This is a genomic window from Enterococcus sp. ARL09-542 (genome assembly GCF_005234805.1).
GTDB lineage: Bacteria > Bacillota > Bacilli > Lactobacillales > Enterococcaceae > Enterococcus_D > Enterococcus_D gallinarum.
Genome location: NZ_QPQX01000007.1, coordinates 36,680 through 55,018 on the forward strand (window position 1 = coordinate 36,680; position 18,339 = coordinate 55,018).

Sequence of the window (18,339 nt, forward strand, 5' to 3'; positions counted from 1 at the left end):
ATGTTAAGATTATTTTAGTATGTAAAGGAGTGAAGAATATGTCAAAAACAAAACAATTACCAGATCGTGCGGATCTACCGGAAGCATTAACATGGGACCTTACAAAGATCTATGCCGATGATGGGGCATTTGAAGAAGCGTTCCAAGAGATCGTGGCTGAGTTGAAGCAGGCTGACGATTTCAAAGGGACATTATCACAAGGACCAGCAGCTTTCAAGGAAGCATTAGAATATGTGTTAGCGATCTCCCGTAAACTGGAAAAACTCTATGTATACAGTCATCTGAAAAATGATCAAGATACAGCCAACACAACCTATCAAGGGCTTTATGCAAAAGCCAGCAACCTTGTTGCTCAAGTAAGTGAAGCGATTGCCTGGTTTGATCCTGAATTGCTTTCAATGGATGATGCAACTATTTGGGGTTATTTCGACCAAGAGCCGGAATTGGCCATTTACCGCCATCTTATTGAAAAAACTGTCAATAACCGTCCCCATGTTTTGCCGGCTGAACAAGAAGCTTTACTAGCAGGTGCAGGAGAAATATTCGGCGCTTCTGGAAATATTTTTTCAGTATTAAACAATGCCGATTTAGAATTTCCGATCGTTGAAGACGAGAATGGAGAGAAAGTTCAATTATCTCATGGTGTTTATGGTCAATTGATGGAAAATACCGACCGTTCCGTACGGGAAGCTGCCTTTAAAGGGTTGTATGGTGTCTATGAGCAGTTCCGTAATACATTTGCCCAAACATTAAGTACCAATATCAAAGCCCATAACTTTAAAGCTAAAGCACGCCACTATGAGTCTGCTCGACAAGCTGCATTAAGTGCCAACCACATCCCGGAAAGTGTCTATGACACCTTGGTAGCTGTCGTGAATGAACATTTGCCGCTGCTGCATCGTTACATGGAGTTAAGAAAACGCTTATTGGCTGTTGATACTTTGCATATGTATGATGTCTATACACCAATTCTAGGGGAAGCTCCGATTCGCTATAGCTATGAAGAAGCTGTCGCAAAAGCCAAAGATGCTTTAAAACCTCTAGGTGAAGAATATTTAGCCGTGGTAAACGAAGCGTTTGAAAATCGCTGGATCGATGTTGTCGAAAATAAAGGCAAACGCAGTGGCGCCTATTCATCTGGCGCGTACGACACATTACCCTATATTTTGATGAACTGGAATGATCGTTTGGATCAATTGTTCACATTGGTGCATGAGATGGGTCACAGTGTTCACAGTTATTTTACTCGCAACAATCAACCTTATGTTTATGGCGATTATTCTATTTTCTTGGCGGAAATTGCTTCAACAACTAACGAGAACATCTTGACAGAATACATGTTGCAAACTGAAACTGATCCTCGCGTAAAAGCCTATGTCTTGAATCATTTTCTGGATGGATTTAAAGGAACGATTTTCCGTCAGACACAATTTGCTGAGTTTGAACACTTTATGCACGTAGAAGATGCCAAAGGAACGCCATTGACTAGTGAATTTTTGAGTGACAGCTATGGTGAGCTGAATGCTAAATACTACGGTCCTTCTGTAGAAAAAGATCCTGAGATCAGTCTAGAGTGGTCACGTATCCCGCATTTTTACTACAATTACTATGTCTATCAATACGCAACAGGCTTTTCGGCAGCTTCTGCACTAGCTAAGAAAATTTTAACAGGAGAGCCTGATGCCTTAACGAAATATTTGACCTATCTAAAAGCAGGCAACAGCGATTATCCAATTGAAGTGATGAAAAAAGCTGGAGTTGATATGACTAAAGCAGATTATATCAAAGACGCGATGAAAGTCTTTGAACAACGGTTGGATGAATTGGAAGCATTAGTCAAGGAATTAGAAGCATAAGCAAGACTGTCTTAGCCACTGAAGGATCGTTGATCGATCGTCAGTGGCTTTTTTAAGCAACAGGTTGATTGCCTTATTTTGACGGTGACGCCTAGAAAAAAAGTAAGTATAGGAAGGATTTGCTTGTCAACAGAAACCTCAATTTAAACTTTAAAGTGAGAAAATCTTTTTTATGAGTAAGCAAATTGCAAGAAGCAAAAGTATTTCCATGTTACGATAGAAATGAAAGAGGAAAGGGGGCCTTTGGAATGGACAAGGAAGAAATTTTTGCCCGTCGCTTGGATAATAGCAAGAAAAAACGGGAAGTTGTCACGAAAGAAGCTGTATCTGCCCACAAAGAGAAGCAGACCGAATTAGAGCAGACCGAATTGCCGGATCAAGACCCTACAGATAAAAAAGATCCTTCAAAGAAAAATTCTGATAGGACTGAATAGAAAAAACATCCAAACAGTGGATCCACCCTTTGACGGTCTCTTATTAATAGGAGACCACCAAAACGAGGGTGACTCGATCAGCGTTTGGATGTTTTATTGATTGTTTAAAGCAAGACAAGTCGTCGATTCAACGAGTCGATACGAGGAACATCAGCATCCCTGATATCTTTCTTTTGATAGAATAAACGATAGTTTTCCTGATCTGTTCGGCAAAGGTGTGGAATATTTCTAAGAGCTTCCATTCCTTCTAATAAGACACCATAATCTCGTTCACAACCGAAATTATACACTACAGCCGAAGGAGACATCGTAATGCCCATTTCGCGAGCAACACTTTGGTCGGATGCGAAATTCTGCTTGATCAAATCAGACTTGCGATCTTCTAAAAACATGTCAAGATCGCCGTTTGTTTCAGCGAAAATCTGTTTGACTAATTCGAAGGAATAAGGTTCTTTATTTACGCCTACTTGACATTGAAGTTTAAGTAAAAAGTCGCGGGCGATTTTTCGACCTTGAAGCTGAGCTGCTTTGTAGTCCAATGAAGCCTGATAGATTTGACTGGTTTGTTGATTACGCAATCCTAGATCGGATCGATCCATTGAAAGGTAATCCATTGAAATCCCCACAGTGTGTAAATTCATGATTGGTAATATATGCAATTGTATTTTTTTTCTTTGATCACTCAGTGCGTCCAACAAGGTCAACTCGGATTGATAACAAATTGGACCTATCGGATTCACAAACAAATAAATCTCGATCATCTGAATCTCTCCCCAATTAAGATTCTTTTTCTTTTGTATATATTAAATATAACAGAAATTATTATAAATGAGAAATGCCTAATGAGAACTATTCATACTCTTTTTTTGACAACTTCTCTTCTAAGGCACGAATAATTTTATTTTTTGCTGGACGATAACTGATATGCAGGCGATCAAGCAAAGACAAAAATGCTCGTTTTCCTGAAGAAGCCTCTGAGACTTCCAGTTCGAGCTCATAGTCATGGGATTGGCCATACCAGCTTTCATCTAAAGCAAGTAAACCTTCTGTTACGCTGAATTCTGCTCGACGAGTCGTCAACTCAGCAAAAGGTTTCACAGCTGCCGGATCAATTTGCTCTTGGATCAAGCGATCGGCAACCGCACCGGTAAATAAGATTCTTTGATTCTCACGCAAATCAGCTGCTTCATCTAACGAAAGGATATCGGTCGTTTCCAATAACCCTTCTTTAAGAGGTGATTTAAGCGTTAATTCTGCTTTATCTTCCGTCGTCCGAATCCGCAAACCAAACTTTTTTTGTTTTAATTGATGATCCAATGTATCAAAATAAAGATTTGTTTGGGTATGAAAGGCGGAGCGATCAAGCTGATAGAAGGCAAAGACTCTCTGATATTCTTCACGAGTCAACAATGTTTTAAATTCGATTTCTACTTGATGTGTCATTGTTTTCCTCTTTCCTTACAGTCCATCAAGTTTACATAACGATGGGCAATATGTCAAATGAAAACCCTTGGAAGAGTTGAAGCAAAAAAGAGCTCTGTTATTTTTCTTGCAGGTGGCACCGATTGAACATTCTGTTTTCCTTTAAGATTGTGGTAAAATAGAACCGTATGTTATGAAAAGAATCGAGGGATAGAAATGATTCGAGATTGGGAAGATTTTTTGGCACCATATGAACAAGCCGTCTCAGAACTAAAAGTAAAGTTGCGGGGAATCCGCAAACAATATCGAGAACAAAATAAACACGTGCCGATCGAATTTGTCACGGGTCGTGTAAAACCAGTCGATAGTATTTTAACTAAAAGCAAATTGCGGGGAATCCCTTTGGATCGTTTAGAAGAAGAAATGTCAGATATTGCCGGCTTGAGGATCATGTGTCAGTTTGTTGAAGACATCCATCAAGTAGTTGATCTTTTGCGCACCCGACATGATATGAAGGTAATTATTGAAAGAGATTATATTACAAATAAAAAAGCGAGCGGTTATCGTTCCTATCATTTAGTGATCGAGTATCCTGTCCAATTGATCGATGGTGAAAAGATCATTTTAGCAGAGATCCAGATTCGTACATTAGCGATGAACTTCTGGGCAACGATCGAGCATTCACTGAATTATAAATATCAAGGAGAATTTCCAGATGAAATCAGCGAGCGCCTGCGTCGGTCTGCAGAAGCTGCCTACCAATTAGATGAGGAGATGTCGAATATTCGCGAAGAAATCCAAGAAGCGCAACGGCTGTTTTCACATGGGAAAGGCAATCATAAGGAACAGCGGCAGGGGGATGAAGCATGACAGGGATCAAAGTAGCAATTATCAACAATCAAGAAGAAAAGTCGATGCTTGTCACAAAGCGATTAACAGAATTGTTGGCCCAGTCTGACAATACGATTGACCAAGAGAACCCAGAATTGGTTATTTCAGTGGGCGGAGACGGGACACTGTTGTCTGCGTTTCACTTGTTCAGTCATCGCTTAGCAGAGGTTCGTTTTTTGGGGGTCCATACAGGACATCTTGGGTTTTATACCGACTGGCGAGACTATGAATTGGAAGAATTGGTCGATACGTTGTGCAATGATCGTCAAAAGAGTGTGAGCTATCCTTTGCTTGATGTCCGCATCACTTATACCAATGGGAAATCAGACAAACATTTTCTTGCATTGAATGAATCAACGATCAAGCGGGGAAATCGGACAATGGTAGCTGATATTTCAATCAAAGAAGATCTTTTTGAGAAATTTCGTGGAGATGGCTTATCGATTTCGACACCTACAGGCTCAACAGCTTACAACAAAAGCGTGGGAGGGGCAGTATTGCATCCAAGTATCAATGCTTTTCAACTAGCAGAAATCGCTTCTTTAAACAATCGTGTTTTCCGAACGTTAGGGTCACCGATCATTGTCGGAGATCATGAGTGGGTCAAAGTCAAACTACAAGCTAGTACGGACTATCTAGTGACCATTGATCAATTTACGATTGAACAGGAAGAAATCGATGCGATTTATTATCGTATTGCAGACGAACGGATCCACTTTGCCTCCTATCGGCATATGCACTTTTGGAACCGTGTCAAAGATGCGTTTATTGGAGAAATTTAACAGTTATGGAATTTACTTATCATTATGAGCGGCAAGAGCCGCAACAGTTAAAATACTTTTTGAAAGAGCAAGGGATTTCTAAAAGATTGTTGGCAAAAATCAAGTTTCAAGGAGGCAAGATTTTTGTTAATGACCAAAGACAAAATGTCTTGTATTCTTTGGTGCAAAATGATACGGTAACCATTGTGATCCCAGACGAAGGTGAACATGAAACGGTCTTATTAGATGAGACGCCAATCGAGATCGTTTATGAAGACCAGCATCTTTTGATTGTAAACAAACCAGCAGGCATTGCCTCGATCCCGGCTCAATATCATCCTAATGGGACGATGGCTAATCGTGTCAAAGCTTATTATAAACAGCAAGGTTATCAAGATCAGGTCATTCATGTGGTCACTCGCTTAGATCGGGATACATCTGGATTGATGTTGTTTGCCAAGCATGGCTTTGCCCATGCGAAGTTAGATGTTCAGCTGCGGCAAAAGCAATTGATAAAAAAATATCAAGCAATCGTTGCGGGACAGATTCAAGAATTGGCTTCTCACGGAGAAATCACTTATCCGATTGCACGAGATCTCAGTTCATTATTAAAACGAAAAACAAGTTTGGAAGGGAAATCCGCACGTACGGAATATTGGTTGACGAAAAAGGATCAGCAAGTTGCTGTGGTTACGATTCTTCTTCATACCGGTCGTACCCATCAGATTCGCGTTCATTTTGCTGCCATCCATTGTCCATTACTGGGAGATGAACTTTATGGCGGTGCGATGGATCTTGGCATTGATCGTCAGGCCCTTCATTGTTGCGAATTGGCTTTTACCCATCCTTTCAGCGGCAAATCGCTGCATTTTAAAGCAGACTTGCCGGCAGATATGGCATCAATCAAACAAGCAATGAGTGAATAAAAGAGGTGAAGAGATTGGATGAAAATCAAGAACTTAATGAGCGCTTTGAGCAGCTGACTCAGGCGTTGAATGAAACAGATATCCAAAAATTTCGTGAAGTGTTTTTGGATCTGCATATTTATGAGCAGGGACAATTCTACCAATCTCTCGATGAGTCGCAGCGCCAAATCGTTTATACGTACCTTTCACCCAAAGAGTTGGCGGATATGTTTGACGTGATCGAAGAAGATGATGAACATATGACAGAGTATCTTTCGGAAATGCGTCCCGGCTATGCGGCTGACATGCTAGCAGAGATGTATACCGACAATGCCGTCGATCTTCTGAATACGTTAGATAAGAAGCAAGTAGCAAAATATTTGAGTTTGATGCCGGCAGAAGATGCTAGTGAAATCAAAGAGCTCCTGCATTATGAAGATGAGACAGCTGGTTCATTGATGACGACAGAGTTTGTTTCGATCGTGGCCAATCAAACGGTACGATCCGCAATGTATGTCCTAAAAAATGCAGCAGATGTCGCCGAAACGATTTACTATATTTATGTCGTCGATACGGACAACAAACTGGTCGGAGTAATCTCTTTGCGGGATTTGATCATCAATGATGAGGATACGATGATTGCAGATATTTTGAATGAACGGGTCATGTCCGTGCATGTGGGGGATGATCAGGAAGATGTAGCTCAGACATTTCGGGATTATGACTTTCTAGCTTTGCCAGTTACAGATTACGATGACCATTTATTAGGGATCGTAACTGTCGATGACATCATTGACGTAATCGATGATGAAGCTGCCAGTGACTATTCCGGATTAGCCGGGGTCAACGTGGAAGAAGTCAGTGAAAATCCCCTCAAAGCCTCTTCACGACGCTTGCCATGGCTGATCACATTGCTTTTCTTGGGGATGGCAACAGCAAGCTTGATCAGTCATTATGAAGAGCTTGTAAGTGAAGCAAGTATTTTAGCCGTTTTTATTTCATTGATCACTGGTACAGCAGGAAATGCCGGTACGCAATCTTTAGCGGTTGCGGTCCGCCGTTTGGCCATCTCAGATGATAAAGAAAAAAGCTTTATGCGAACGGTGATCGGTGAAGTCCTCACAGGGTTAGTGACTGGTGCTGTCACCGGTTTAACGATTTTTGCGATCGTGGCTGTCTGGAAACAAAACCCGATCTTAGGTTTTGTTATTGGAATGGCGATGATGTGTGCCATTACGGTAGCGAATCTCGCAGGAAGTCTGATTCCAATGTTAATGGATAAATTAGGCTTTGATCCAGCCGTTGCCAGTGGTCCATTCATTACGACACTTAGTGATTTGACTAGTGTCTTGATTTATTTCAACATTGCTAGCTTATTTATGAACTATTTTATTCGTTGAAAAAACTAGGTATTCCTTTCAATCAAAGTAGATCCATTCATCAAAAGCGAGGCGCCTCTTTTCTATAAGAGACGCCTCGCTTTTTTGTCTTATTCGTATCGATGATGGGACCATGATGGTAAATTTATTTTTGCAACTTGGGAATAACTGACGAAGGAGAAACGCCAAAAAGTTTTTTAAAAGACTTGCTAAAGTGATACGCGTCTTGATAACCAACAGCAGAAGCGACTTCTTTGATCGTGAGTTTCTCGTTTGTCAGCATATCTCTCGCACGTTTTAGCCGGATCTCGATTAAATAATTGATTGGGCTGACTCCAGTAGCCTCTTTAAAAACTTTTGAAAGATAGGTTGGACTGAGAAACTGATCTTGTGCGAGCTTTTCTAAAGTGATTTCTTCTTTATAGTGGTTCTCTAAAAAGTAGATGGTGTAGTTAACGATTTGTTGGTGGCGGCGTTGGCTTTTCGTGAGATAGGGAACCACATTCAGACGTTTGTCGTTTAAGCCTCTTAATATATAGACCAGCATCTCGATGATCAATGCTTTTTGCATTAATTGGAATTCATCTTGCTCCTCATTACTCTCCCGAACGAGCTGCCACGCTTTATCTAAAACTTGGTGGTGGTATTTTCCTAAATCCAGTAACGGTTGCTTGTTGGGGAAAAAGTTGCGTTTGAATCCTTCTAAAGAAATATTCTTTAAGCCAATATGCAGTTGGTGGGAACAAGTCCCTGACTCCTGAAACTCACAATGATTGACACCAGGGTTAAACAACATGATACTGCCTGCCTTGATTTTAGTAGCTGGCGCCTCTTCAAAATAATAATTGCTTTCTCCTTCCAAAACGATACTGATTTCCAAGAAATCATGGTGATGCATTTCTCCATGACTTTCAGACTGTGTCCAAGGATCAAACAAGTAGATAATTTCGGGATTAAAGGTTCTGGGATTTACTAGATTCATTCATTTATCACTCCAATGGTGTCAGAACCTGGTAATTTCAGGTCGACGGCTTCTTAGTAATATTTTACATCAAAATGAGTAAGAAAAACCATTTTAATCGCCTAGTAAATCGCTAAGCTTAACAACGAGAGGGGGAATTAGATGAGTAACACACAATGGATCTGGCGATATGCGAAAAAAAATCGTGGCCGAATCATTTTAGCAATCCTGTTTTTACTTATTAATGCTGCGTTGATCGTCGTCAATCCATATCTAGGGGGAATGGTGATCGATGATGTGATCAATCAGCAGCAAACGCACTTATTGATTCCATTATTACTGATTATGATCGCAACGACAGTGATCCGAACCATTGTCCGCTATGCGTATCAACTATTATTTGAACGAGTTGGACAAAACACGCTCTATCATTTACGAGAAGATTTGTATCACAAACTGCAAGAACTGGATTTTGACTTCTTTAATCATACGCGAGTTGGGGATATTATGGCGCGTATGACAGGGGATACCGATGCTATTCGACACTTTGTTTCTTGGGTGACCTATAATATAGCCGAATGTTTTTTGTGGTTTTTCTCAGCCGTAGTGGTCATGAGTTTTATTGACTGGAAATTGATGCTTGCTTTAGTCGCTGTGACGCCAATCATCTTTCTATTAACGAATCAAATGTCAAAAAAAGCTCATCCATTGTTCTTTGAGATTCGGGAAAGCTTTTCTCGGTTGAATTCGATGGTAGAAGAAAATATTGGTGGTAATCGCGTCGTCAAAGCATTTGCCAGAGAAAATTATGAGATCGACAAGTTTAAAGCGTACAACCAAGATTTCAAGACCCGCAACATGGCTTCTGCCGAAGTATCCCGAACCTATTTGCCTTGGTTGGATGGATTAGCCGGAAGTTTGAATGTCATTGCTTTGGTCTTAGGAGGAATCTTTGTGATCAATGGAGACATGACATTAGGTGATCTAGTGGCATTCAACGGGTACCTATGGATGTTGAATAACCCGATGCGAATGAGTGGCTGGCTGATCAATGATGTTCAACGTTTTTCTGCCGCCTGTATCAAGATTCGTCAAATGCTCGCACAAGAGTCGAAAATTCCTGTCCATGAAAAGAAAGCCTTGGAACCAATCAAAGGCTTTGTGGAATTTAAACATGTTTCCTTTCATTTTTCCGATGATCCGGATCAAAATGTTTTGGAAGATGTTAGCTTTAAAATCGGACCTGGGCAAACGTTAGGGATTTTAGGTGAAACCGGCTCTGGTAAAACAACATTGGTCAATCTTGTAGGCCGGTTTTATGATCCTACTGAGGGTGAAGTGCTGATTGATGGCAAAAATGCGAAAGAATATCCGGTCCGCCAAATGCGGGAGAACATTTCAATGGTCATGCAAGATGTATTCTTGTTTTCTAACACGATCTCTGACAATATCGCTTTTGGAAATCCGTTGGCAGACGAAAACTTTATCCGGCAAATGGCGGTGGTAGCGGATGCCGACACCTTTATTTCCCGAATGCCTCAAGGTTATGAAACTATCGTCGGTGAGCGGGGAGTAGGCTTATCCGGTGGCCAAAAACAACGTATTTCATTGGCACGGGCTTTGGCGAAAGATCCATCGATCTTGATTCTTGATGATACCACTTCAGCGGTTGACATGGAGACAGAATCCAAGATCCAACAAGAGCTAACCAAACTAACTGGAGAAAAAACGACTTTCATCATTGCTCATCGGATCTCTTCTGTCCGTGAAGCAGATCAAATTCTGATGATGGAAAAAGGACGCGTGATCGAGCAGGGAACCCACGAAGAACTAGTTGCCAAAAAAGGCAGATACTTCGAGGTATACCAAAAACAATTGGGATTGACTGGAGGTGACGACAATGGCGCGCAATAAATTTGATGTGGATGAAGAACTGGAACAGGAGTTCAGTTGGAAAGACTTTAAACGATTGGCCCGCTATGTCGTCCCTTATAAAGCGAGTATCGGTAAAGTTCTCTTTACGATCATCTTAGCCAATTTGGCGGGAATGCTTGCTCCGGTATTTACAAAAATTGCGATCGATTCAGCTATTCCTGACCAGAATAAAATGCAGCTGTTTTTGATCGGTGCTGCGTTTGTTGTGACACTGCTGATCATTGGACTGTGCATGCGTTACCGGATTTATCATATTACGAATATTGGCCAAGACGTCTTGAAAGACATGCGTTACGATATCTTTGAACATTTACAGCGCTTGCCTTTTTCCTATTTTGATACGCGGCCTCATGGAAAGATTTTGATCCGTGTGGTCAACTATATCAATACACTGAGCGATCTATTAAGCAATGGACTGATCAATCTGATCTCCGATGTTTTCAATGTAGTGATCACACTGATTTTCATGTTAGTCATCGACGTCAAACTGACATTGTATTCATTGGCACTCTTACCGATCTTGTTCGTGATGGTCATGGTGATTAAAAATAAACAGCGCAAAGCTTATCAAGTTTTAAGCAACAAACAGTCGAATCTAAATGCGTATATTCACGAAAGTATCGCTGGTATCAAGATCACTCAATCCTTCGCCCGTGAAGAAGAAAATGCCCAAATTTTTGAAGAAGTCAGCAATGATTACCGTACATCTTGGATGAAAGCTGTCAGAGTCCAATTTTTGATGTGGCCAGGGGTGCAAAACATCTCTGTGATCACTACTTGTCTGATTTACTTTGTTGGTATTCGTCAAATCGGTGTTGATGTCAGTACTGGCACGTTGATTGCTTTTATTAGTTACATCAATAATTTTTGGAATCCAGTAATCAATATCGGAAATTTTTATAATTCACTGATCACGGCAACGGCGTACCTTGAACGGATCTTTGAGACGATGGATGAAGTACCGGATATTGAAGATAAAGCTGATGCGATAGAATTGCCGAGCATCAAAGGGGAAGTGGCTTTCGATCATGTGACTTTCCGTTACGAAGAAGGCAAAAATATCTTGTCTGATGTTAACTTCCAGATTCAGGCAGGAGAAAGTATTGCGTTAGTTGGTCCTACCGGCGCAGGTAAAACGACGATCATCAACTTGTTGAGTCGGTTTTATGATGTGAATGAAGGCAGTGTCAAAGTTGACGGTTATGACGTTCGGGATGTGACCTTGGAATCATTGCGCTCACAAATGGGTGTCATGCTGCAGGATACTTTTATTTTCTCGGGGACGATCATGGAAAATATTCGTTATGGAAATCTGGCAGCAACCGAAGAAGAAATCATCGAAGCTGCAAAAATCGTTCGAGCCCACGAGTTTATCAAGGAGTTGAAAGATGGTTACCACACAGTTGTTGAAGAGCGAGGAAGTACGTTATCCGCAGGGCAACGCCAGTTAATTTCCTTTGCCCGAGCATTACTGGCAGATCCAAAGATATTGATTCTAGACGAAGCAACTTCAAGTATTGATACAAAGACTGAAGAGCTGCTGCAAGAAGGGCTTTTAAAACTTCTGGAAGGCAGGACGTCCTTCATTATTGCCCATCGCCTGTCAACGATCAAAAATTCCGACCGTATTTTTTATGTCGCTGGGGGAAAAATTGCTGAATCGGGCAATCACGACCAGCTGATGGCCTTAAAAGGGCTCTATCATCACTTGTACCAATCACAGTACGATTTGTTGCAGGCGATATGATAAATGGTAGTAGGCTTTGCGCAAAAAAAGACATTCGTTTATCAGCGAATGTCTTTTTTTGCTTAATGATCTGTCAAATCAACGATTTTCGTTCCGTGGAGTTCAGAGACACCAAGCTGATCGGCAATTGACTGGGCATTCTTGTATGAAATACCTGCACCTGGTAAAATAATCAAGCGGTCTCCTGCATAGTCGATCAATGCTTTTAACCGTTCTAAGTTCTCTTCGATAGCTGTTCCTGCTGGCCCGCCATGTGTGAGGATGCGGTGGACGCCGTGATCAGCAAGCCAATCAATGGCTTCAAATTGGCGAGATTCCGGAATGGCATCAAATGCCATGTGAAAAGTGATCTGTAATCCTTCAGCTGTATCAATCAGAAGTTCCAGTGCTTCCTCATCGAGCCAGCCGTTTGGTGTCAGACAGCCAAAGACCACACCATCAGTTCCTAATTTCTTGGCTTCGATCAAATCGGTGTGCATGATTTTTAACTCGATGTCATTATAAACAAAATCACCGCCTCTTGGTCGAATCATTGTCATGATCGGTACACTTTTTTCACCAGCGTAACTCAGTGCTTCTTCAATCACACCCGTGCTAGGTGTGGTCCCGCCGACAGCCAAATTGTCGCATAACTCGATCCGTTTTGCTCCTCGGCCGATCGCTAATGGGATCTTCGTATAATTTTCGGCACAAAATTCTTTTAACATCTGTTTCCCTCCGTTTTTCAGCTGTTATTCTATACTAGCATTTTACCATAAGTCTATGCTAAAGTAAGAAAGAGAAGAGGGATTTGATATGTTAAAAAAAATCGATCGTGGGCGACTTTTTCTTGAGGCCCATAGCGACTTATTTGAGTGTCCATTGTGTCATCAGCAGGTCTTTGCCAATGAGAGTGGACTGATTTGTCTGAATCGTCATCGTTTTGATCTTTCAAAAAAGGGTACTTTATTTTTTTTGGATCATCCTGTGAAAACGGAGTATGATCAAGGAATGTTTGTTCCTCGAAGTCGGATGATCCAAAGTGGGATGTATCGTCCAGTCTTAGAGGGCATCTCCCACCAGATTGAACAATCCGAAAACATTTTAGATATTGGTTGTGGGGAAGGCAGCTTTCTTGCCCAATTATTAGCCGGACAAGAAAAAACGGCAGTAGGATTTGACATTGCCAAGGAAGGCATCTATTTGGCAACCAATCATGCTGCTTCTGCCTTTTGGTGTGTCGCAGATCTCACGAATCTTCCTTTTGCCCCCGCTAGTTTTGATACGATTTTGAATTTATTTTCGCCTTCCAATTATCAGGAATTCGACCGCATCTTGAAGCCGGGCGGACAAGTGATCAAAGTTGTGCCAGCAGCAAGCTACCTTAAAGAGCTGCGGCAAGCTTTTTATCCAGATGATTCTGCAAAACAAGTCTATTCTAATGAACGTGTCGTTGATAAATTTTTTGCAAAATATCCGCAAGCGAGCCGAGAACGGATTTGTTATCCATTCTCAATCCCAGAAGACCGGCGACTGGACTTGTTGGCGATGTCGCCATTGGAGTGGGGTGCGTCAAAGGAGCAAATAGCAAAAGTTCGGGAAAACCCGTTACACGAAATAACAGTCGATATTGAGTTGTTAGTCGCGAAAGTTTCTTGAAAAATTTTTGAACTTTTTTGTTATTTACCCTTGCAATCATGTCATGGGAGTGATATATTGTTCTTAAGTCATTTTTCATTGGTTTTTATCAGGTTCCTGTTCTGATAAAAGTTAGTGAAAAGAGCTTCACTAACGTAACGACTCGCAGTGATTGACACCGAGTTGGTACGTTTTTTTTTATGCTCAAAGTTTCAGTAAATCAGATAGAAGTTCGCAAAACGATTTTCGTTAAAATATGGTACTATAGAATCTATTGAGAGACAGTTGGCTCGAACCAATTGAAAGGAGTCTTACCAGATGAATCACATTGTTTTATTTGAACCACAAATTCCTGCCAATACCGGCAATATCGCTCGGACTTGCGCGGCCACCAATACACATTTACACCTAATTGAACCATTAGGCTTTTCAACAGATGATAAGCATTTGAAGCGTGCTGGACTTGATTACTGGCATGATGTTCATATTACTTATCACAAAGATTTAGCGGCATTTATGTCCTTTTTAGGTGATCGTCCACTGTACCTGATCTCTAAGTTTGCCAATCGTGTCTATTCTGAAGTAGATTATACGACTCATGAAGACCAATTTTTCCTTTTTGGGAAGGAAACAACTGGATTGCCTGAAACATTCATGCGCGAACATGCGGACAAATGTTTACGAATTCCAATGAATGATGCCCATGTCCGATCATTGAATTTATCTAACACTGCCGCGTTGATTATTTATGAAGCTTTACGGCAACAAGGGTTTCCAGAGCTAGAATTGACTCATCACTACGACAATGACAAATTAGATTAGATACAATCGATAGGAGAGACTTGTTCGATGCAATTATATTTTACTCGTCATGGCAAAACAGAATGGAATCAAGCACGACGATTTCAAGGAATGATGGGCGATTCACCATTGTTGCCTGAAAGTTATAAGGAGATCCAGCTTTTGGGAGACGCAATCGCAAATGTTCCTTTTGAAAAAATCTATTCAAGTACCTCGTTACGTGCCCGTACAACCGCACAAGGGATAGTGGAAAGATTAAAGCAACCAGTCGAGATTGTTTATACAGAAGGATTACGTGAACTTGGACTAGGCGATTTAGAAGGGCAGTTCATTGATGAAATGCAGGCAAAATACCCGCAAGAGCTGGCTGATTTGCGCCACCATCTTGACCGTTATGACCCAACGATATTTCAAGGAGAGCCCATCGAAGATGCCCTGAAGCGCATTGAAACAGTGGTGATGACTGCTGTGCAAGCCCACAATGGTCCGTTACTTTTTGTCGGTCATGGGGCCTCATTGACGGCAGCTATCCAATGGTTGGCCGGAAAAGAATTGGCACAATTGCGGGAACAAGGTGGTCTTGTTAATAATAGCTTGACCATTTTAGAGACAGGAGCAGATAAACAATTGCCTTTTGAGATGACCTGTTGGAATGATGCAAGTTTTCTAGAAAATCAAGACAGTTTAGATGCCTTACTATAGGTGAAAGGAGCGGCGTCGTGAATCCAGAAAGAACATTTTTTGTCGGCCATGTTGCCGCGATCTTTTTTCAAAATCCTAGCAATTTCTATAAGGTACTTTTAGTCAAAGTGACAGAAAATAATGCGGATTACAAAGAATCTGAGATCGTCGTCACTGGGAGCTTTGGTGAGATCCAAGAAGAGGAGAGTTACCGATTCTACGGTGAGTTAGTCAATCATCCTAAATATGGCGTCCAATTAAAAGTGGACAGCTATCAGCAAGAACAACCTACATCAGAGCAAGGTCTGATCAATTATCTTTCAGGAGAGAAGTTTCCTGGTATCGGTAAGAAGACGGCTGAAAAAATTGTGGGGCTTCTAGGAGATCAGGCGATCGATCGCATGTTAGAGGACCCGGTATTGTTGGAGCAAATTCCTGGATTGAATGAAAGCAAGCGAAAAATGATTCTTGATACGGTTCGACTCAATCATGGGATGGATCAAGTGATCGTTGGGTTAAGCCGCTATGGATTTGGTAGTCAGCTTTCTTTTGCCATTTACCAAGCATACAAAAATGAAGCATTAGAGATCATCCAAGAAAATCCTTATCAATTAGTCGAAGATATTGAAGGGATTGGCTTCAAACGGGCAGATAACATCGCCGATCAATTAGGAATTGAAGCCACCTCGCCCCAGCGCTATCGTGCGGCAGTTTTGCACCAGATTTTTGCCCAATCTTTACAGACTGGGAACACGTATATTCACGCACAAGATTTGCTCGAGCAAACACTTCGGTTGTTGGAAACGAGTCGACCCATCGAAATTCCACCGGATGACTTGGCAAATACGATTATTGGATTGGTAGAAGAAGGCAAGATCCAACAAGAAGAAACGAAGTTGTATGAAAACAGTCTCTATTTTTCAGAGTGGGGGATCGCCAATTCGATCCAACGATTATTAGCTCGCAAAAAAGAAATCAACTACCCCAAAAAAACAGTTGAAAAAACACTGCGAAAAATCGAGAAGCGATTAGGGATCGTCTATGGATCTTCCCAAGAAGAAGCCATCAAAGAAGCCATCCATTCCCCATTATTTATTTTGACTGGCGGACCTGGAACAGGGAAAACGACAGTAATCAATGGGATCGTTCAATTATTTGCTGAATTGAATGATCTTGATTTAGATCCCGCAAAATACACGGAAGAAATGTTCCCCATCTTGTTGGCAGCTCCTACAGGTAGGGCAGCCAAACGGATGAATGAGACGACGGGACTTCCCAGTGGGACGATTCATCGTTTGCTTGGGCTTAACGGCCGTGAGAAGACGCCTAGTGTCGCTGCGAAAGAACTTGAAGGCGGTTTGTTGATTGTTGATGAAATGTCGATGGTGGATACGTGGTTGGCTAATACATTGTTCAAATCGATCCCTACAAATATGCAAGTTATTTTTGTTGGCGACAAAGACCAACTGCCTTCAGTAGGACCGGGACAAGTGCTGCATGATCTTTTAGAAATCGAACAGATTCCAAAACAAGAATTGACCGAGATCTATCGTCAAGGAGATGGGTCAAGCATCATTCCATTGGCTCATGCGATAAAAAATGGGCAACTGCCTGCAGACTTTACCCAAAATCAAAGAGATCGCTCTTTCTTTGCTTGTGATGCTTACAAAATTGAACCGTTGATCGCACAAATCGTGCAACGGGCGAAAGCGAAAGGCTTCACACCGCAAGACATTCAAGTTCTAGCGCCAATGTACCGCGGAGCAGCAGGGATCGATGCACTAAACAAGATGATGCAGGAAATCTTTAATCCAAACGATGGGACCAAAAAAGAAGTCACTTGGAATGAAACAGTCTACCGGATCGGAGATAAAGTTTTGCAGCTGGTCAATTCGCCAGAAGACAATGTTTTCAATGGGGATATGGGACAAATCGTCGGCATTATTCCTGCCAAACAGTCAGAAGACAAAGTGGACGAATTAGTGATCCAATTCGATGCCACAGAAGTTACCTATAAGCGAAATGAATGGAATAAAATCACATTATCCTATTGCTGCTCGATCCATAAAGCGCAAGGAAGCGAGTTCAAAATGGTGATCATGCCGATGGTTCATCAATACCAACGAATGCTGCAACGAAATTTACTCTATACGGCAGTGACCCGCAGCAAAGAGCTGTTGATTTTATTAGGAGAACCCCAAGCTTATCAAACATGTGTGACACATGAGTCCGCCACTCGACTGACTACCTTGCAAGAGCGGATCAACGGCAGCGACGAGATGACACCTTTGCAACGTCAAAGGTTGGCACAGTTTGAAGAAGCAGATGATCCTTTCTCAGAGTCTAACTCACAGACAACAGCCACAATGAAAAGTGAAAAGAAAACAGATACTGCCCGTGAGCCGGTGAGCAGTAAGCAGTCGGTTCAGAAACAGGAACTTGATTTGTTTGCCACAACACCGAGTGAATCCATCATCGAAGAGACACTACCGGAAGGAACTATCTCAAAAGAACCGCTTTCGAGAGAATTGACAATCGAAATGGTTCAAAAAAATGTGGTTGATCCAATGATTGGGATGGAAAATCTTTCTCCATATGATTTTCTCGTCTCTTAAAAAAGAATTTTTTACAGTTAATGAAAATGAGCGCTTTCTTTTGGTTTTTTAGCGAAACATGCTAAGCTAATACCAAAAGGAGGCGTTTTCAAATGGCGAAAGAAACAGATGACAAATTAGAAAAATTAGCAAAAGAATCCAGCAATAACTTCAAGAAATTGGATGAGTTGGAGAAAGAATACAAACTTGATGAAAGTCCAGATGCCGAAAACGAGCAAGGAGAGGAAACCGAGTTAGAGAAAAAATTAGACAAAGTTCCGCCAGTTTGGGCACCAAACACAAATCCGACTAACCCAACCAATCCGAATAGTTCAGGAAGCATTTAAGGCTGAAA

Annotated in this window: 17 protein-coding genes; 13 read left to right on the forward strand and 4 right to left on the reverse strand. The window is 41.5% G+C overall.

Translation table 11 applies throughout. The annotated features are described in order from the left end of the window. Positions 1-38 precede the first annotated feature (38 nt). Together pepF and DVW06_RS09185 are read left to right on the forward strand one after the other, a co-directional pair. A complete protein-coding gene (pepF, locus tag DVW06_RS09180; RefSeq protein WP_137264576.1) occupies positions 39-1,856 on the forward strand; it encodes an oligoendopeptidase F in 1,818 nt (605 codons plus the stop codon). Between the two features lie 248 nt (positions 1,857-2,104). Then, positions 2,105-2,290, forward strand: coding sequence for a hypothetical protein (locus DVW06_RS09185; protein WP_005472348.1), 186 nt, complete (start codon positions 2,105-2,107; stop codon positions 2,288-2,290). 104 nt (positions 2,291-2,394) lie between these two features. Here DVW06_RS09185 and DVW06_RS09190 read toward each other — a convergent pair whose 3' ends face one another. After that, positions 2,395-3,051, reverse strand: coding sequence for a DsbA family protein (locus tag DVW06_RS09190; protein ID WP_003127036.1), 657 nt, complete (start codon positions 3,049-3,051; stop codon positions 2,395-2,397). Positions 3,052-3,139: 88 nt separating this feature from the next. Then, a complete protein-coding gene (locus DVW06_RS09195; protein ID WP_003127037.1) occupies positions 3,140-3,733 on the reverse strand; it encodes a CYTH domain-containing protein in 594 nt (197 codons plus the stop codon). 195 nt (positions 3,734-3,928) lie between these two features. Between DVW06_RS09195 and DVW06_RS09200 the strand changes: the two genes are divergently transcribed. Genes DVW06_RS09200 through mgtE form a run of 4 tightly spaced genes read left to right on the forward strand, consistent with a single transcriptional unit; the run spans position 3,929 to position 7,669 of the window. Beyond that, positions 3,929-4,582: a GTP pyrophosphokinase gene (locus DVW06_RS09200; RefSeq protein WP_021151082.1), complete on the forward strand. Its 654-nt coding sequence runs from the start codon at positions 3,929-3,931 to the stop codon at positions 4,580-4,582. Between the two features lie 5 nt (positions 4,583-4,587). Then, positions 4,588-5,385 carry an NAD kinase gene (locus DVW06_RS09205; RefSeq protein ID WP_029486937.1) on the forward strand — a complete coding sequence of 266 codons (798 nt, stop codon included), beginning with the start codon at positions 4,588-4,590 and terminating at the stop codon, positions 5,383-5,385. A 5-nt stretch (positions 5,386-5,390) separates the two neighbouring features. After that, entirely contained in the window at positions 5,391-6,290 is a 900-nt protein-coding gene (locus tag DVW06_RS09210; RefSeq protein WP_137264577.1) for an RluA family pseudouridine synthase, read from the forward strand. Between the two features lie 14 nt (positions 6,291-6,304). Then, entirely contained in the window at positions 6,305-7,669 is a 1,365-nt protein-coding gene (gene mgtE, locus DVW06_RS09215; RefSeq protein ID WP_003127041.1) for a magnesium transporter, read from the forward strand. A gap of 124 nt (positions 7,670-7,793) precedes the next feature. On the opposite strand, the gene DVW06_RS09220 is transcribed toward mgtE, so the two are convergent. Further along, positions 7,794-8,630 carry an AraC family transcriptional regulator gene (locus DVW06_RS09220; protein WP_003127042.1) on the reverse strand — a complete coding sequence of 279 codons (837 nt, stop codon included), beginning with the start codon at positions 8,628-8,630 and terminating at the stop codon, positions 7,794-7,796. A gap of 141 nt (positions 8,631-8,771) precedes the next feature. Here DVW06_RS09220 and DVW06_RS09225 point away from each other — a divergent pair, with 141 nt between their 5' ends. Further along, positions 8,772-10,523 (forward strand): ABC transporter ATP-binding protein, encoded by a 1,752-nt coding sequence (locus DVW06_RS09225; RefSeq protein ID WP_003127043.1) that lies wholly within the window; start codon positions 8,772-8,774, stop codon positions 10,521-10,523. Continuing rightward, positions 10,510-12,291, forward strand: a complete 1,782-nt coding sequence (locus DVW06_RS09230) for an ABC transporter ATP-binding protein (protein ID WP_003127044.1) — start codon at positions 10,510-10,512, stop codon at positions 12,289-12,291. The genes DVW06_RS09225 and DVW06_RS09230 overlap by 14 nt, the downstream gene beginning before the upstream one ends. A 62-nt stretch (positions 12,292-12,353) precedes the next feature. Here DVW06_RS09230 and DVW06_RS09235 read toward each other — a convergent pair whose 3' ends face one another. Further along, a complete protein-coding gene (locus DVW06_RS09235) occupies positions 12,354-12,998 on the reverse strand; it encodes a copper homeostasis protein CutC (RefSeq protein WP_003127045.1) in 645 nt (214 codons plus the stop codon). 88 nt (positions 12,999-13,086) lie between these two features. Here DVW06_RS09235 and DVW06_RS09240 point away from each other — a divergent pair, with 88 nt between their 5' ends. The 5 genes from DVW06_RS09240 (at position 13,087) to DVW06_RS09260 (ending at position 18,331) form a co-directional block, all read left to right on the forward strand. After that, on the forward strand, positions 13,087-13,929 hold the full coding sequence (locus tag DVW06_RS09240; RefSeq protein WP_003127046.1) for a methyltransferase domain-containing protein: 843 nt from the start codon (positions 13,087-13,089) through the stop codon (positions 13,927-13,929). 297 nt (positions 13,930-14,226) lie between these two features. After that, positions 14,227-14,730: a tRNA (uridine(34)/cytosine(34)/5-carboxymethylaminomethyluridine(34)-2'-O)-methyltransferase TrmL gene (gene trmL, locus DVW06_RS09245; RefSeq protein ID WP_003127047.1), complete on the forward strand. Its 504-nt coding sequence runs from the start codon at positions 14,227-14,229 to the stop codon at positions 14,728-14,730. A gap of 27 nt (positions 14,731-14,757) precedes the next feature. Beyond that, on the forward strand, positions 14,758-15,411 hold the full coding sequence (locus DVW06_RS09250) for a histidine phosphatase family protein (protein WP_003127049.1): 654 nt from the start codon (positions 14,758-14,760) through the stop codon (positions 15,409-15,411). 17 nt (positions 15,412-15,428) lie between these two features. Further along, complete coding sequence (gene recD2 / locus DVW06_RS09255) at positions 15,429-18,005, forward strand: SF1B family DNA helicase RecD2 (protein ID WP_003127050.1); 2,577 nt, start codon at positions 15,429-15,431, stop codon at positions 18,003-18,005. 92 nt (positions 18,006-18,097) lie between these two features. Further along, entirely contained in the window at positions 18,098-18,331 is a 234-nt protein-coding gene (locus tag DVW06_RS09260) for a hypothetical protein (RefSeq protein ID WP_003127051.1), read from the forward strand. Positions 18,332-18,339 lie beyond the last annotated feature (8 nt).

Excerpts from the sequence above, each read along its gene's own strand:
- pepF (WP_137264576.1), top strand. The coding sequence starts at position 39 with ATGTCAAAAACAAAACAATTACCAGATCGTGCGGATCTACCGGAAGCA.
- DVW06_RS09185 (WP_005472348.1), top strand. The coding sequence starts at position 2,105 with ATGGACAAGGAAGAAATTTTTGCCCGTCGCTTGGATAATAGCAAGAAA.
- DVW06_RS09190 (WP_003127036.1), bottom strand. The coding sequence starts at position 3,051 with ATGATCGAGATTTATTTGTTTGTGAATCCGATAGGTCCAATTTGTTAT.
- DVW06_RS09195 (WP_003127037.1), bottom strand. The coding sequence starts at position 3,733 with ATGACACATCAAGTAGAAATCGAATTTAAAACATTGTTGACTCGTGAA.
- DVW06_RS09200 (WP_021151082.1), top strand. The coding sequence starts at position 3,929 with ATGATTCGAGATTGGGAAGATTTTTTGGCACCATATGAACAAGCCGTC.
- DVW06_RS09210 (WP_137264577.1), top strand. The coding sequence starts at position 5,391 with ATGGAATTTACTTATCATTATGAGCGGCAAGAGCCGCAACAGTTAAAA.
- DVW06_RS09220 (WP_003127042.1), bottom strand. The coding sequence starts at position 8,630 with ATGAATCTAGTAAATCCCAGAACCTTTAATCCCGAAATTATCTACTTG.
- DVW06_RS09225 (WP_003127043.1), top strand. The coding sequence starts at position 8,772 with ATGAGTAACACACAATGGATCTGGCGATATGCGAAAAAAAATCGTGGC.
- DVW06_RS09230 (WP_003127044.1), top strand. The coding sequence starts at position 10,510 with ATGGCGCGCAATAAATTTGATGTGGATGAAGAACTGGAACAGGAGTTC.
- DVW06_RS09235 (WP_003127045.1), bottom strand. The coding sequence starts at position 12,998 with ATGTTAAAAGAATTTTGTGCCGAAAATTATACGAAGATCCCATTAGCG.
- DVW06_RS09240 (WP_003127046.1), top strand. The coding sequence starts at position 13,087 with ATGTTAAAAAAAATCGATCGTGGGCGACTTTTTCTTGAGGCCCATAGC.
- trmL (WP_003127047.1), top strand. The coding sequence starts at position 14,227 with ATGAATCACATTGTTTTATTTGAACCACAAATTCCTGCCAATACCGGC.
- DVW06_RS09250 (WP_003127049.1), top strand. The coding sequence starts at position 14,758 with ATGCAATTATATTTTACTCGTCATGGCAAAACAGAATGGAATCAAGCA.
- DVW06_RS09260 (WP_003127051.1), top strand. The coding sequence starts at position 18,098 with ATGGCGAAAGAAACAGATGACAAATTAGAAAAATTAGCAAAAGAATCC.